13 protein-coding genes are annotated in these 14651 nt (G+C 40.0%); 8 read left to right on the top strand and 5 right to left on the bottom strand.

Going from position 1 to position 14651, the window contains the following annotated elements; all coding sequences use genetic code 11:
- Window positions 1-50: 50 nt before the first annotated feature.
- The gene (locus tag MSG93_RS12145; protein WP_005287808.1) at window positions 51-974 is read right to left on the bottom strand and encodes a LysR family transcriptional regulator; all 924 of its coding nucleotides are present in this window, start codon (window positions 972-974) and stop codon (window positions 51-53) included.
- A gap of 798 nt (window positions 975-1772) precedes the next feature.
- Between MSG93_RS12145 and ykgO the strand changes: the two genes are divergently transcribed.
- Both ykgO and MSG93_RS12135 read left to right on the top strand, forming a co-directional pair.
- Complete coding sequence (gene ykgO, locus MSG93_RS12140; RefSeq protein WP_005231541.1) at window positions 1773-1898, top strand: type B 50S ribosomal protein L36; 126 nt, start codon at window positions 1773-1775, stop codon at window positions 1896-1898.
- Window positions 1899-2009: 111 nt separating this feature from the next.
- Window positions 2010-2486, top strand: a complete 477-nt coding sequence (locus MSG93_RS12135; protein WP_279694052.1) for a copper resistance protein NlpE — start codon at window positions 2010-2012, stop codon at window positions 2484-2486.
- A gap of 98 nt (window positions 2487-2584) precedes the next feature.
- On the opposite strand, the gene tsf is transcribed toward MSG93_RS12135, so the two are convergent.
- On the bottom strand, window positions 2585-3460 hold the full coding sequence (gene tsf, locus MSG93_RS12130; RefSeq protein WP_005287814.1) for a translation elongation factor Ts: 876 nt from the start codon (window positions 3458-3460) through the stop codon (window positions 2585-2587).
- Between the two features lie 138 nt (window positions 3461-3598).
- Entirely contained in the window at window positions 3599-4351 is a 753-nt protein-coding gene (rpsB, locus tag MSG93_RS12125) for a 30S ribosomal protein S2 (RefSeq protein ID WP_004652723.1), read from the bottom strand.
- Window positions 4352-4564: 213 nt separating this feature from the next.
- On the opposite strand from rpsB, the gene map reads away from it, so the two are divergent.
- The 3 genes from map (at window position 4565) to MSG93_RS12110 (ending at window position 8090) form a co-directional block, all read left to right on the top strand.
- Window positions 4565-5389 carry a type I methionyl aminopeptidase gene (gene map, locus MSG93_RS12120; protein ID WP_004773623.1) on the top strand — a complete coding sequence of 275 codons (825 nt, stop codon included), beginning with the start codon at window positions 4565-4567 and terminating at the stop codon, window positions 5387-5389.
- Window positions 5390-5594: 205 nt separating this feature from the next.
- On the top strand, window positions 5595-6716 hold the full coding sequence (locus MSG93_RS12115; RefSeq protein ID WP_324622020.1) for an OmpW/AlkL family protein: 1122 nt from the start codon (window positions 5595-5597) through the stop codon (window positions 6714-6716).
- Between the two features lie 168 nt (window positions 6717-6884).
- On the top strand, window positions 6885-8090 hold the full coding sequence (locus MSG93_RS12110; protein WP_005287820.1) for an MFS transporter: 1206 nt from the start codon (window positions 6885-6887) through the stop codon (window positions 8088-8090).
- Between the two features lie 326 nt (window positions 8091-8416).
- Here MSG93_RS12110 and MSG93_RS12105 read toward each other — a convergent pair whose 3' ends face one another.
- On the bottom strand, window positions 8417-9598 hold the full coding sequence (locus MSG93_RS12105) for a trypsin-like peptidase domain-containing protein (RefSeq protein WP_005231547.1): 1182 nt from the start codon (window positions 9596-9598) through the stop codon (window positions 8417-8419).
- A gap of 187 nt (window positions 9599-9785) precedes the next feature.
- Here MSG93_RS12105 and MSG93_RS12100 point away from each other — a divergent pair, with 187 nt between their 5' ends.
- The 3 genes from MSG93_RS12100 (at window position 9786) to MSG93_RS12090 (ending at window position 12355) form a co-directional block, all read left to right on the top strand.
- Window positions 9786-10544, top strand: a complete 759-nt coding sequence (locus MSG93_RS12100) for a Nif3-like dinuclear metal center hexameric protein (protein ID WP_324622019.1) — start codon at window positions 9786-9788, stop codon at window positions 10542-10544.
- A gap of 333 nt (window positions 10545-10877) precedes the next feature.
- Entirely contained in the window at window positions 10878-11501 is a 624-nt protein-coding gene (locus MSG93_RS12095; protein ID WP_324622018.1) for a superoxide dismutase, read from the top strand.
- A 227-nt stretch (window positions 11502-11728) separates the two neighbouring features.
- Complete coding sequence (locus MSG93_RS12090; protein ID WP_324622017.1) at window positions 11729-12355, top strand: superoxide dismutase; 627 nt, start codon at window positions 11729-11731, stop codon at window positions 12353-12355.
- Window positions 12356-12655: 300 nt separating this feature from the next.
- Here the strand turns inward: MSG93_RS12090 and MSG93_RS12085 are convergent, their stop codons facing one another.
- Entirely contained in the window at window positions 12656-14260 is a 1605-nt protein-coding gene (locus MSG93_RS12085; RefSeq protein ID WP_005231551.1) for an isocitrate lyase, read from the bottom strand.
- Window positions 14261-14651: the final 391 nt, after the last annotated feature.

The following is a 14651-nucleotide window of genomic DNA, read 5'->3' as shown; positions in this document are numbered from 1 at the left end:
AACTTGATTTTACCTCCATCAAAAAACATGCTTTGTTACTATCTGTCTTATTAATCAATCCTGGTTTCCGGCACAGCCAATTCATCATATAAATATTCTAAAAACACGCGTACCACATCAGGCAAGATCCGCCCACTTAACTTACACACTTCTATCGACAGCGCATTATTTAAAATATTGTCTTGTAATGGAATGGCTTTAATAATATTTTGGCTTAAATAAGATTTTAGTACCAGCTCTGACGAAAGTGTAACCCCACCTGCTAACACATACGATACAATCGAGCTGATGGTATTAGAAGTGAAAATAGGCTTAATCACCCCACCCTGATGGCTACAACGCACATCAAATACATCCCGTAATACAATCCCGCATGGAGGCAATGCTAAACGTACTGTTTCAAGAAGCGGTAAAGTAATACTTTTACGATTTGCCAGTTCATGCTGTGGGGTAACAAAACAGTAAATCGGAGCATTGACAGAATACAACACAGAAATATCCGACTGGGACACATGATTAAAGGTCACACCAATATCAGCAGTACCATCTTTAAGTTGTTTAATGACATTTTTACCACTATCAGCATGTAAAAAAACTTGCACATCAGGATAATAGGACTGAAATTTAGCGATAATTGAAGGTAAAAAATCGAGTGAGAAACCTGTCGAGCAGGCAATTTTAATACTACCTTTACTTAAACCTTTTAGAGCATTGATTTCATTAAAGACCCGATCACTTTCCAATTGTAATTTTAACGCATAAGCTGCTAAAATTTCTCCTGCCGAAGTAGGTTTCATGCCATGAGTTTTACGCTCGAACAGCAATACATTCAAATTCGATTCCAAATGGGCAATTTTCCGACTAATTGCAGATGAAGCAACATTTAGTTTGAGCGATGCTTCTGCAATTGAGCCACACCGTACCACTTCCAAAAAATAACGTAGCGAAGTTTCCTGAAGAATTTTAGAACTCATTATCCACACTCAAGGCAATCCATGGCAATTTTTCCATCATATTTCTCATCTAACCTATAGCCAGTCAGTTGGCTGACATTAAACTGGCAGACAAGTCTGACAAGGTTGGTTTAATCTTTTTAACTACTCACTCAGTTTGTGCTTTAATACCATCAGGTATCGTGTCATCAATATTTAAAAGAATTTCACATTTCATCTAATAAAAAATAAATCCGTTACTTTCAACTAATGTAGAAAATGGAGGTAGCATATTTTTCTCCTATTTTAAATGAAAAAAATTTATTTCATCACGAGAGTCTGCTCGACTCCTCAATTTAAACTAGAACAGAATAAAGCTTGTCACAGCCGAAAAGCTAAATCCTTAACTTAACCCGGTAAATTGCCCTGTATAAGCCGTTGTTATATCAAGTTTCTTTTTTTATTTGGTATCATTATTTTAAATTTGTCACATATATAAAAATATAACACTTAGTTAAAATATTGTATGTATTAAATATTTTATATTCATAATTATTGTTGGCTAACTGCAACCTAGTGGTGTTTAATTTTCATGTACTTTAAATTACAAGCATACACCTTAAGTTTTTGATTTAAATTAATATTAACCATATCCTAACTATAACCAAGTTGGCGTCACGAGTTGGAGTTTCATTTTCTGCCCCACATTCAAACATGCTCTTATTAAAAGATAAGGACTTTTTATTTCCCCCCTTCATTTACACTTTCGACAACGAGACGAACTTTACAACACAAATTTAATGTAATATTATAACATTACATTAAATATAGAGAACCACAATGAAAGTCTGCTCATCCCTCAAAAGTGCCAAACGCCGTAGTGCTGATTGCCAGATTGTAAAGCGTCGTGGCAAGTTATTTGTGATCTGCAAATCAAATCCACGCTTCAAGGCAAGACAAGGTTAAACTTGTCTTGCTTTACCAAAGGTTAAACAACCCTTACATTCCCTTACTTCCATTTCTTTTTAAAATCTAATAACTTGGATATCAATACTTTCCAATAAGGTTCTATCCAAGATGAAAAAATCAATTATTGCCATTTCTCTAGCGTCGGTTTTCCTAGTAGCGTGTAACAAGGCAGAAACACCAAAAACGGACGAGCAAACCCCTCCAGCAGCAACCACAACAGAAACAACGCATGAAGCTGTTGACAGTGCGCACACAGCGGAAAATTCACTCGACTGGAATGGTACTTATAAAGGTGTCCTTCCATGCGCTGACTGCGAAGGTATTGAGACTGAGCTTGAACTAAATCTAGATAAGACTTATGAATTAAAAGAAAAATATTTAGGCAAAGGTGATGGTAAAACCTTCGAAAGCAAAGGTAGCTTCGCCTTTGATAGTAAAAATACCTCAGTCATTACCTTGGATAAAGCCGGTGACGGTCGTAAATATTTCGTTGCTGAAGGTTACCTGAAAGCTTTAGATACCGAAGGTAAAGAAATTACAGGTGAATTGGCAAGCAAATATGAGCTAAAAAAAGAAGCTGAATAAGCCTTAAATGATATTAAAAAGCCCATTTGATGAAGTGGGCTTTTAATAGGCAATAAAAAACCCAGTCAAAATGACCGGGTTTTTTTAGAAGATACGAATTACTTCGCAGCAGCTTGAGCAGCAGCAACTTCTTCTGCAAAGCTCATTTCAGCTTTCTTCTCAATACCTTCACCCACTTCGAAACGAACGAATTGAGCGACAACAGTACCAGTCGCTTTCAATACATCAGCAACTTTCTTGTCATTGTCGATAACATACATTTGACGATCAAGAGCAACTTCGTTCAAGTATTTTTCAACTGAACCAGTTACCATTTTCTCAACGATGTTCGCTGGTTTACCAGATTCTAATGCTTTCGCTTCAGCAATTTCTTTCTCTTTAGCGATCAAGTCAGCTGGAACAGCTTCTGCATTTACCGCAACTGGGTTGAACGCAGCAACGTGCATTGCAATACCTTTACCAGTGTCAGCATCACCTGTGTAAGAAACAACAACACCGATTTTTAAACCGTGCTTGTAAACAGCCAAGTTTTCGCCTTCAACGATTTGAGCACGACGAACCTGAATGTTTTCACCGATTTTTTGAACAAGTGCAACACGCGCTTCTTCTACAGTTGAACCGTCTTCAAGTTTAAGTTCAGCAATTTTTGCAGCATCAGTTTCGTTTGCAGCAAGTGCAGCAGCAGCAACTTTATCAGAGAAGTTTTTGAAGTTTTCGTCTTTTGCAACGAAGTCAGTTTGACAGTTAACTTCAACAAGAATCGCTTTGTTGCCTTCCTGGATGATTGTGATCGCGCCATCAGCTGCAATGTTACCTGCTTTTTTAGCAGCTTTTGCTTGACCTGATTTACGAAGGTTGTCAATCGCAAGTTCGACGTCACCACCAGCTTCTGTTAATGCTTTTTTGCATTCCATCATTGCAAGACCAGTACGGTCACGTAATTCTTTTACCATGCTTGCAGTAATTGCAGTCATGTTGTTCTCCTAAAATCGGTAGAAAATAAATCTGTTCAACAAAAACGGCCCAAAGAATCTCTGGGCCGTTTGCAATCTCGACGCTTTAATTTGCCACCATTACATGTCGCAAAAATGACAAGCTTGCGTCAAAACGCATTAAGCCTCAGAAGCGTCTTTAGCAGCGTCGTCGCCTTTTGCTTGTGCATTTGCTTGTGATTGAGCATATTCTTTACCAGCAAGAATCGCATCAGCCATAGCAGAAGCATACAAAGTTACTGCACGGATCGCATCGTCGTTACCCGGAATAACGTAATCAACGTTGTCTGGGTTAGAGTTTGTATCAACGATACCGATTACAGGAATACCTAAGTTTTTCGCTTCTTTGATTGCAATCGCTTCGTGATCTACGTCGATTACAAATAATGCGTCAGGTAAACCACCCATGTTCTTAACGCCGCCTAAAGCACGTTCAAGTTTTTCCATCTCACGAGTACGCTCTAAAGCTTCACGTTTAGTAAGCTTAGCAAAAGTACCGTCTTGAGATTGAGTTTGAAGATCTTTTAAACGGTTGATAGATTGGCGAAGTGTTTTCCAGTTCGTCAACATACCACCTAACCAACGGTGATCTACATATGGTTGACCAGCGCGTTGAGCTTGTTCACGGATGATGTTAGAAGCAGCTCGTTTTGTACCAACGAATAATACTTTGTTCTTTTTGCTCGCTAGGTTGTTAACGAAGTTCAAAGCATCATTTAACGCAGGAACAGTGTGCTCAAGGTTGATGATGTGAATTTTGTTACGCGCGCCAAAAATGTATTGACGCATTTTTGGGTTCCAGAAACGAGTTTGGTGACCAAAGTGTGCGCCTGCTTGAAGAAGGTCGCGCATGCTTACGTTGTAATCTGCCATTTTCTTTACCTTAAAGTTTGGGTTAGGCCTCCATATATCCGCATTCTCCACCTATTGCTAGGCACCCAGAGTAATGTGTCGATATATGTGCGGATTTTTTACGACTATAATTATCAGATAATTTCGTAAAATATATTCACGAAAAGCATTTGATAAAATAGGCGGCTATTTATACCATAGACGCTTGCAAATTACCAAAAGTTTTTAGAGATCATGAATACAACTTATACAGCCCCTCGTCGATTAATCAAAACACCTGAAGAAATTGAAAAGATGCGTGTTGCTGGCAAATTGGCGGCTGAAGTTCTAGACATGATTAAACCGCATATTAAAGCGGGCGTGAGCACACTAGAACTCGATACCATCTGTCGCAATCACATTGAAAATGTTCAGCAAGCAATTCCAGCCTGTGTCGGCTATGGCGCAGCACCAGGTCGCCCTGCGTTCCAGCATTCTATTTGTACCTCGGTCAACCATGTGGTTTGTCACGGTATTCCGTCTGAAAATAAAATCTTAAAGAACGGTGATATTCTTAATATCGATGTAACAGTCATTAAAGATGGTTATCACGGCGATACCAACATGATGTATATCGTGGGCGGTGAAACCTCTATTCTTGCAAACCGCTTGTGTTCAGTGGCCCAAGAAGCCATGTATCGCGGCATGGCCACGGTAAAAGATGGCTCATACTTAGGTGACGTTGGCTATGCCATTCAACAATATGTGGAATCTGAGCGTTTCAGTGTCGTGCGTGAATATTGTGGTCATGGTATCGGCAATGTGTTCCATGATGAACCACAAGTTTTACATTATGGGCAAAAAGGAACAGGGATGCGTCTGGAAGCAGGCATGACCTTTACCATTGAACCAATGGTCAACGCAGGTGTTTGGCAAACCAAGCTTTTAGGTGATAAGTGGACCGTTGTCACAAAAGATCACAAATTGTCGGCCCAATATGAACATACGATTTTGGTAACCAAAACTGGTATTGAAGTATTAACCGCGCGTCCTGAAGAAGATTTATCTCGTTTTATGTAATTTATTTTCTTTAATTTTTTTAGTAAAAAGTCACTTCGGTGGCTTTTTTTGTATCTTCATAATTTCTTCATCAATTTATCTAAATCAAACAATTTTTTTCATAAGCATAACAATTATAAATTTTAACTAAACAAAGTAGGTCAAAAAAAGAGTTATCGTGGGCGCAAGAAAAATCCTTACAAACTTTAGGACATGGAGTCCCAAGATGATGAAGAAGTCATTTGCTTGCCTGCTTACAGGCTTATGTGCCCTACCAACAATTACTTTCGCAGACTCACCTTATTTCAGTCTAAAAGATGGTGATGGCTTTAAACGCTTTTCAGTTTCTGCTGGTTGGTTGCATGCCATGCCACAAGGAAAAGGCAATCCGATTAATATCAATACCGGTGTTGCTGAAGGAACAAAATCGAAAGTCGGTTCAGTTACAGCGGATTCAGTATTAAATGCAATTGATCGCTCTACCAAAGAAGGTCAAACCAAACATGATACTTTAGCAACTCTGCTTAAAACACCAATTATCTCGTCACTTATTTCAGAAAAAAAAGATGGTGTAACTTATTTAAAAAGCAATATTTCGGGTGAAGCTACTATTAATGGGTTATCTAACTGGCAGGCTCAAGGAACAGGACTGGAAGCAGGTGATGTAGATACTCTTGGTATCATGGCCAACTATCATTTTACTGATAACATTTCTTTAGAAGTTAAGGCGGGTATTCCTCCTAAAGTTGATATTAAAGGGAAAGGCCAAATTTATGCACCTTTATCAGGAGTGGATAAGCCATCAGGCTTAGGTTCAGTGCTGGGTGACATTCCTCTAAAAAAGGATATTTTTATTACTGATTTATCACAGAGCAAAAAAGCGGCCTCCGCAACTGCATGGTTACCCGCTGCAGAAATTCATTACCAATTTGGTAAAACAGGCGTTAATAAATTCAGACCTTACGTTGGTGTAGGTGTCATGTATGCTCATTTCACCCATTTAAAACTCGATGATAATGTAAGCAATGATTTAATTGCTGCTGGTCATATGATTCAGAATGTTCTCGATAATAAAGCAGGCGCTGCACTTGATGGCAAAACCTCCTCAGCCAATCCTAAAATTAAAGTTGAAGCAGATGATGCATGGGCTCCTATGGCAACACTAGGCGCAACTTATGATTTTAATCCAAACTGGTTTGCTGTCGGCTCTGTTACATACGCACCAATGAGTAGTGATGCAAAAATTACTATCTCGGACTCTAATACCGGTAAAGAACTCATTCGTGCCAATACCAAAATTGATATCGATCCACTAATCACTTATGTTGGTGTCGGCTATCGTTTCTAAGTGTATTAGCTCATCAAAAAGCAGCTTTAGCTGCTTTTTTTTATTTCCTGATATTTCTAATAGTAAGGAAATTACTCAAACAAATAGAACGCTAATCATTTTTTAGAATCGAAATATAGACAGAAGTATTTTAAAATACTTTTCACTTATTCCTTGATCATAACAACAATGTCAAAGCCACAATTCTCAAAACAGTTGATCTATATGCTGATAGGAAGTGCACTTATTCTTGCACTTTCGCTGGGCGTACGTCATGGCTTCGGTTTATATCTGGTCCCGATGAGCGACGCATTTGGCTGGGGACACCATATTTTTAGTTTTGCCATTGCCTTACAAAACTTGATCTGGGGTGCGGCCCAACCTTTCACAGGTGCAATTGCCGATAAATATGGCACCAAGAAAGTGGTTGCAGCAGGCGGCGTGCTCTATGCGATTGGCTTGGTGATGATGGCATTTAGCTCGACCGGAGTTCTGCTAAATCTTAGTTTAGGGCTTGTCATTGGACTGGCTTTATCTGCGACCTCATTTACAGTGCTGCTTTCAGCCGTTGGTCGTGCAGCTCCGCCAGAAAAACGCAGTATGGTGATGGGGATTGCCAGTGCAGCAGGATCATTCGGTCAATTTATCATGTTGCCATCCACCCTACTGTTACTCAAAAGTATAGGCTGGTCCTCCGCACTACTCGTCAGTGCATTCGCGATTGCATTCATTGTCCCGTTGGCATGGTTATTAAAATCCCCTACTTCGACCGCACCGAAGGCACTGAATCAACCCAGTCTCGGCTTTAAACAGGTTCTTAACATTGCCAGCAAACATAAACCGTTCTGGTGGTTATCCTTAGGTTTTCTGGTCTGCGGCTTTCAGGTGGTATTCTTAGGAGTGCATTTACCGGGTTATTTGATCGATCATGGCTTTGATGCCACCACAGGCACCATATTTTTAGCACTGGTAGGCCTGTTCAATATTGTGGGGACCTATGGGGCTGGCTGGTTAGGCGATCGTTATTCAAAACCGAAACTGCTGATGTTACTGTACGGTTTACGTGGCATCGCAATCATTGCCTTCCTGTTATTACCCCTGAGTATATTTACCGTTTATAGTTTTGGGATCATCATGGGATTACTCTGGCTTTCAACGGTGCCATTAACCAATGGTATTGTTGCCAATATGTTTGGCGTAAAATATTTATCGATGTTGAGTGGCATTGTGTTTTTTACTCACCAAATCGGTTCATTTTTTGGAGGCTGGTTAGGGGGTATCAACCACGACATGACCGGCAACTACAATATGATCTGGCTTGCCTGCTTGCTATTAAGTGCTTTTGGTGTGGTGATTCATCTGTTCGTCAATGAAGAGGCCATTATTCATGACTAATCTTGAACGAAATTTTAAAATTTTACTGATGGGCTTTATTCTTGGTTTAATTAGCCTTTCAATTTTGATCTGGTTTCAAACGCCTGATCTATTTGAATATTTCAATCAGGCATTTTGTGCCCACTAATTACGTATTTCCAAGTTTCACACTTGTCATTGAATCATCAAAAATTTGTCATAAAACGATAAAATTTGCATGATTTAATGAAAAATAAAAACACCTATAAAATGCAAAAAAGCTTGTTGACCTTAGCGTCAACAAGCTTTTTTATTGTAGCCATAAAAAGGGCCGCTTTAAGCGACCCTCTCTGCTAAAACCATCTTGATTAAGGATGTTTCGGTAAAGGTATATATTGAGATTGGGTATTTTGCTGTACTTTACGCTCTCCCACCTTCACTTGGAGCGTTTGCTGCTTGCCTTCTCGCTCCACAATCACATCAATCAGACTACCCGGCGCTTGCAATGCCACATAATTAATTAAATGCGAAGCGGAAGAAATCTGTTCGTTATTGACCTGGATAATCTTGTCACCACGTTTAATCCCAGCCGTATCCGAAGGTCCGTCACGCAATACATCAGCCACGGTAACCCCAATCGGTTTTGTTGCCAGAACATCCTCTTCAATGGTATTTGGAATCAGGCTAATACCCAACCAGCCTCGTACCACACGGCCATCTTTCAGGATGGAATTAAGCACTTGCTGACAAACCTTGGCAGGAATAGCGAAACCAATTCCCAAGGAACCGCCAGATTGAGAGAAAATTGCAGTATTGACACCGATCAGGTTGCCCGCAACATCAATCAATGCACCACCCGAGTTACCCGGATTAATGGCAGCATCGGTTTGAATAAAGTCTTCGTAGGTATTGATTCCCAAGTCAGAACGACCTGTGGCAGAAATAATCCCTTGGGTTACAGTTTGACCGACACCAAATGGATTACCAATCGCAAGTACCACATCACCCACTTCGTTACCACTCAGCTTAAATGGCAGCACTGGCAGATTATCTAATTCGATCTTGATTACAGCCAGATCTGTATCTGGATCAGTACCAATTACTTTGGCTTCAGCACGACGGCCATCATGCAATGCCACCACAATATGTTCAGCCTGAGCAATCACATGATTATTGGTGAGAATATAACCGTCTGCACGCACAATCACCCCTGAACCCAGACTGTTTTCATTTTGAGGCTGTTGCGGCATTTGATTGCCAAAGAACTCGCGAAATACAGGATCATTCAATAATGGATGATTCATCTGTTTGACTTTCTGCGTGGTAAAAATGTTCACCACAGCAGGTGCAGCCACTTTGACTGCAGCACTATAGGAAACCACCCCACCGGCACGTGATGTATCAATGAGAGGCTCAACCTTTTCTGCCGGCATTTTCACCCCATCAGCCGCAACAGTCGGTTTCGGTTGATGTGATTTCTGCCAAGCCAGAAAACTAACGATAACAAGAATGAGTAATACCCAAGGTAACCATGTAAATGCACGGCGCACGTCTATTATCCTCTAGGCGAAATTATGTGATGTACGTAATTTATTGAAGAACTGGAAGTTTCCACTATTGTAAAGTAAATTGCTTAAAATCAATGCAAAAGTTAAAAAAGTTTTGTCTAGCTTTAGTTACATTTAAAAATATGTTTTTATTGAGCTCTAACAAGCTGTTAATCATTTGAGGAATCGCATGGCAAATGTGCAAGATATTGTGCACTGGTGTAATCAGACTTTAAAAGCAACCGAGTTTAAAGACTACGCACCAAATGGCTTACAAATTGAAGGCAAAGCTGAAGTCAATAAAATTTTATGCGCCGTGACCGCTTCTGAAGATGCAATTGATGCCGCGATTGCTCAACAGGCGGACGCCTTACTGGTGCATCATGGCTACTTCTGGAAAGGCGAACCCTATCCGATTACAGGGATGCGTGGCAACCGTATCAAAAAACTGATTCAGAATAATATTTCCCTGATTGCCTATCACCTGCCACTAGATGCGCATCCGACTTTAGGCAATAACGTCGCCATTGCCGATTTGTTGGAGCTAAACGATATGGAAGCATTAGATCCAAGTGAAAAGCATCCTATCGGCAATATTGGCTATTTAGACCATGCACTGAGTCCTGAGCAATTTAAAGCAAAGTTACAAGCTGTCTTTGATTTTAATGTGATTCATTTACCGAGCGCTAAAACTGTAATCAAAAAGGTTGGCTTCTGTACAGGCGGCGCACAAGACTTTATTGCCAAAGCTGCTCAAGCAGAGTGCGATGCTTATATTTCAGGTGAAGTCAGTGAACGCACCTTCTATGAGGCTAAAGAGTTAGGAGTTCACTATTTTGCTTGCGGCCATCATGCCACTGAACGTTATGGCGTACAGCGCTTGGCACAAGCCATTGCAACTCAGTTTGCCATTGAATCTGAGTATCTTGAGCTCAACAATCCAATTTAAGCCGATGCACGAATAAAGGAGTGAAATTCATTTCATTCCTTTACCTGATTTTTATTTTCCAATTTTCCACTCCCATCGATTCATTTCTGGTCGCTTAATGATGCTGGGTACTCATTGCCTAGCTGCTCATCTCTATAGTGATAATTTTAAATGCCTAACTACATCTAGACTCTCCCTCTTAATCGACTGATAAATAAAATTTATTTTTTAGCTCATATCACATAGATAAAAGCAAATTAAAAGATATTGATTCTCATTTGCTTTTAAAACAATAATGAAAGCGCTTTAATCTATCGTTATAAAACCACATTGATTAGAAAAGGAATCAAACACATGGCTTATTCTTTACCTGCACTGCCTTATGCCTATGATGCACTTGAACCCAATATCGATACCAAAACCATGGAAATTCATCATACTAAGCATCATCAGACCTATATCAATAATATTAATGGCGCAATTCAAGGCACGGTATGGGAAAAATTTCCTGTAGAGGAGCTAGTCGCCAAAGTGAATGAAGTTCCAGCAGACCTTAAACCTATGGTGATCAATAATGCTGGCGGACATGCCAACCATTCACTGTTCTGGACCGTTATGAGTCCACACGGTGGTGGCGAACCGACAGGTGATATTGCAAAAGCCATTGACCAGCAACTCGGTGGTTTTGATGCATTTAAAGAGGCCTTTACCAAAGCAGCGATTAGCCGTTTCGGAAGTGGCTGGGCATGGCTGAGTGTCACACCTGCAGGCAAAATTATGGTGGAAAGCAGTGCCAATCAGGACTCGCCACTAATGCATGGTCATACCCCTATTTTAGGACTGGATGTATGGGAACATGCCTATTATTTAAAATATCAAAACCGTCGACCTGAATATATTGCGGCTTTTTATAATGTGGTGGACTGGGATGAGGTCAATCGCCGCTACCATGCGGCTTTAACAGAAATAAAAAATTGATTTTAAATAATAAAGTTAAAAACTTCTACTTGATCAATGTAGATTAGAGCCAGCTCAAAGATAATCTAAAATAATCATTGGCTCTAATTCTATCTTGTGTATGGTATATGTCTCAGATGGAAATTTTTTGCATATTTTGTGTATTAAAAGACTGCCCTATTGCATGCAGAATCATTTACAATAAAAACACTTAATGTAAAACCCAGCAAATTTGCAAGGAATGAAACATGACAACCATTACTTTACCTGCACTTCCATATGGCTATGATGATCTAGCGCCACATATCACTCGCGAAACTTTAGAATACCATCACGACAAACACCACAATACTTATGTTGTTAACTTAAACAACTTAATCAAAGGTACTGATCTTGAAGGTAAAACTTTAGAAGAAATCATCAAGGCTTCTGCTGGTGATGCATCTAAAGCTGGTATCTTCAACAATGCTGCTCAAGTATGGAACCACACATTCTACTGGAACAGCATGAAGCCAAACGGTGGTGGTAAACCTACAGGCGCGATTGCAGCGAAAATTGACGAAGCGTTCGGTAGCTACGAAAAATTTGCAGAAGAATTCACTGCTGCTGCAACAACTCAATTCGGTTCAGGTTGGGCTTGGTTAGTTGCTGACGAAGTAAACGGTAAATTATCAATTACTAAAACTTCAAATGCAGACACGCCGCTTGCGCACGGTCAAATCGCTATATTAACAATTGATGTTTGGGAACACGCTTACTACATCGACTTCCGTAACTTACGTCCAAAATACATCGCGACTTTCTTAGAAAGCCTGGTTAACTGGGACTATGCAAATGCAAAACTTGCAGGTCAACCAGCAGGTGTTGAGAAATAATAAATTATTTCTGCAATAAAAAAACTGCCCTTATAGGGCAGTTTTTTTATATCTGTTGATTGAATGATCGGTCTGCTGAACAGTTGATGTTAAAGAGTTCTATCTGAGACTTGAGTCTGCTGAAGAGAGGTTCATCAACCATGCAAATAATAGAAATGGTTAAATAGATCCTACTCAACATAATTAAAAATAGAACAATTTATTTTTTAGAGAGCCGAACATTCATCTGGCCTTAAGCAATGATTTAAACAATAAAAAAACCCTGCTTGCGCAGGGTTTCTTTTTGAATCAGTTCAGTGCTTAGTGAGCAGCGAATTGGTTCATTGTGTTTTTAGCATCATCATGTGCTTTAAGCGCATTGTCACCAGAGAAGATTTCTTTGTGATCATCACCGATGTCAGAACCCGCCATTGCTTGGTGTTTAACACAAGCGATACCGCCACGGATTTCTTTACGTTGTACGCCAGCAACATAAGCCAACATACCTTCAGAACCGAAGTAACCTTGTGCAAGCTCATGTGTAGAAAGAGCAGCAGTATGGTAAGTCGGAAGTGTGATCAAGTGATGGAACACACCCGCTTCACGAGAAGCATCTGCTTGGAAAGTACGGATCTTAGCGTCAGCATCAGCAGCTAATTCAGTATTGTCATACTCAGCGCTCATTAATTTAGCACGGTCGTATGCAGAAACGTCTTTACCTTCAGCAACCCAACGGTCATAAGCTTGTTGACGGAAGTTTAAAGTCCAGTTGAATGATGGGCTGTTGTTATAAACAAGCTTAGCATTTGGCACAACTTCTTTAACACGGTTAACCATGTGAGCGATTTCTTCTACGTTTGGAGTCGCAGTTTCGATCCAAAGAAGGTCAGCACCATTTTGAAGGCTAGATACACAGTCAAGTACAACACGGTCAATTTGAGTGTCAGGACGGAACTGATATAAGCCAGAAGCTAAACGCTTAGGACGGTGTAATTTACCATCACGCTTGATCAGGATTTCATCTTCTTGAGCATCAGCGATGTCAATTTCAGTTGTATCCAAGTAGCTGATGTATTGAGAAGCGATGTCGCCTGGCTCTTTAACCACTGGGATTTTTTGAGTCAAGTCAGCGCCTTCAGAGTCAGTACGTGCAACGATGATACCGTCATCAAGACCCATTTCTAAGAATGCATAACGTAATGCGTGGATTTTAGCGATGAAGTCTTCGTGTGGAACAGTTACTTTACCCGCTTGGTGACCACATTGTTTTGCGTCAGATACTTGGTTTTCGATTTGAAGTGCACAGGCACCCGCTTCGATCATTTTCTTAGCAAGTAAGTAAGTCGCTTCTTCGTTACCGAAACCAGCATCGATGTCCGCAATAATTGGCACAACGTGAGTTTCAAAGTTGTCGATTTGAGCAGTGATTTCAGCTGCTTTAGCAGTATCACCCGCTTCTTGTGCTTTCTTAAGTGCACGGAATAAATCGTTTAATTCTTTTGCGTCAGCTTGACGTAAGAAAGTGTAGATTTCTTCGATCAACGCAGGAACAGAAGTTTTTTCATGCATTGATTGGTCAGGAAGTGGACCAAATTCTGAACGAAGTGCAGCAACCATCCAACCAGAAAGGTAGATATAGCGACGCTCAGTTGTACCGAAGTATTTTTTGTTCGCGATCATTTTTTGTTGAGCGATGAAACCGTGCCAGCAACCTAATGATTGAGTATATTTGCTAGAATCGGCATCATAAGCAGCCATATCACGACGCATAATCGCAGCTGTGTATTTCGCAATGTCTAAACCAGTTTTGAAACGGTTTTGTAGTTGCATGCGAGCAGCATCTTCAGGACTAATATCTGCCCAAGTGTTGCCAAATTTTGCTTTTAATTCGCGGATTGCATCAATCGCTGTTTGATATGTAGTCATGATCTATTCCTTTGAGGATTGGCATCGAACGGGGGCTAAAAATCCTGATTTTATTTAGTCTAGATTTCAAGCACCTCATCAACATGTCTCAAAGCTTAGTCTTTGGCAAGCGATTTAGCCAATATTCTAGCTTAATCTTCGGTATTTTCTTAGAAAATGTATGTATAGGCTTTTATCAAAAACTTCAAAAATAAAACATAAGCAATTGTTTTTAATTAATTTTCAAAATACACTGAAATGCGTAAAAACCCTATTTCAGGCCATTTTTCTAGACTGGTCAGTTCAAAAAACACGGTAAAACAAGTGTTCAAATCCTAAAAATATTTAAATTTTCAGCGCATTTTACTGGTGTTACAAACAACAATTGTATCAAAGTTGAGCATGACCCGAT

Source organism: Acinetobacter sp. IK40 (assembly GCF_035615075.1).
In the GTDB taxonomy this organism is placed as follows: Bacteria; Pseudomonadota; Gammaproteobacteria; order Pseudomonadales; family Moraxellaceae; genus Acinetobacter; species Acinetobacter courvalinii.
The sequence above is the reverse complement of the archived record's forward strand: the minus strand, read 5'-3'. Positions and strand labels throughout refer to the sequence as shown.